The organism is Dietzia sp. CQ4 (assembly GCF_014145125.1).
Classification (GTDB): Bacteria; Actinomycetota; Actinomycetes; order Mycobacteriales; family Mycobacteriaceae; genus Dietzia; species Dietzia natronolimnaea.
Genome location: NZ_JAALDZ010000382.1, coordinates 1 through 1,071 on the forward strand (window position 1 = coordinate 1; position 1,071 = coordinate 1,071).

At 74.0% G+C, this 1,071-nt stretch carries 2 protein-coding genes; both read right to left on the bottom strand.

Translation table 11 applies throughout. The features are described from left to right. Window positions 1–611 (bottom strand): iron chelate uptake ABC transporter family permease subunit (locus tag G6031_RS17365; protein ID WP_182653944.1); only part of this gene is annotated, 611 nt, incomplete at its 3' end. Beyond that, on the bottom strand, window positions 608–1,071 hold a 464-nt coding region (locus G6031_RS17370), incomplete at its 5' end, for an iron chelate uptake ABC transporter family permease subunit (protein WP_182653945.1). The genes G6031_RS17370 and G6031_RS17365, both read right to left, overlap by 4 nt.

The window sequence follows — 1,071 nt, forward strand, 5'->3', positions numbered from 1 at the left end:
CAGACCGCGGCCTCCTGCGCTCCCGCCAGAGGGAGGCGCGCGATGAGCTGGGTCACCACGGCGGTGCCCAGTGCGGCCACCGCCACGCCGCCGAGCAGGAATCGTTGGCCGACGATCCCGGTGTGACGCCCCGCGGAGGCGCTCAGGACGAGGGCCAGCGCCACCGCTGATCCGAGGAGCGCCGCGGGGATGATCGCCACCCCGCGCAGCCCCCAGAACGCCATCCCGGCGACGGCCCCCGCGGATGCCCCGTGGGAGATGCCCAGGATGTCGGGACTGGCCAGGGGGTTGCCCAGGACGCGACGGAACAGGGCTCCGGAGGCGCCGAACGCCAGCCCCGCCAGTGCGCCCAACACCGCGCGGGGAAGCTTGTCCTCCATCACCACGAAGGTCGCGCCGGGAATGGTCGCCCCTCCGAGGATGGCGAGGAAGTCGGGGATGGTCACCGTGTACCGACCCAGGAGGACGCGGACGGCCATGGCCGCCACGAGGGCGGCGACGAGCGCGAGCACAAGGAGCAGGGCTCGTCTCCGGCGACCGGCGGCGAGTGTCCGGACGAGCTCGTCCGTCTCCACCCGGTCGGCGGGTCGGTCGAGGACTGCGGTGCTCACGAGGCGCCCACCCCCCGGTTCATCCGCAGCATGGCGATCAGGAACGGCACGCCCATCGCCACCGTCATCACACCGACGGCGATCTCACCCGGCGGGGCGAGGACACGCCCCACGGTGTCGGCGAGGAGCAGGACGACGGGGCCCACGATCACGGACAACCCCAGGACCACCCTGTTGCCGACCCCGACGAGCCGGCGCAGCAGATGGGGGACGAGGAGCCCGAGGAACGCGATCGGGCCGGCCAGCGCGGTGGCGACCCCGGACAGGATCACCACTCCACCCAGGACGACCGCCCGGCCGGCCACCGGGCCGACCCCGAGCCCGCGCGCCAGGTCGTCGCCCAGCGCGAGTGCGTCGAGTGACGCGGCCCCGGCGAGGACGAGCGCGAGTCCGAGGAGGATGAACGGCACCGCGGCGGTGATCTCCGGGGCCCCGGAGCGTGCCACTGATCCCAGTCCCC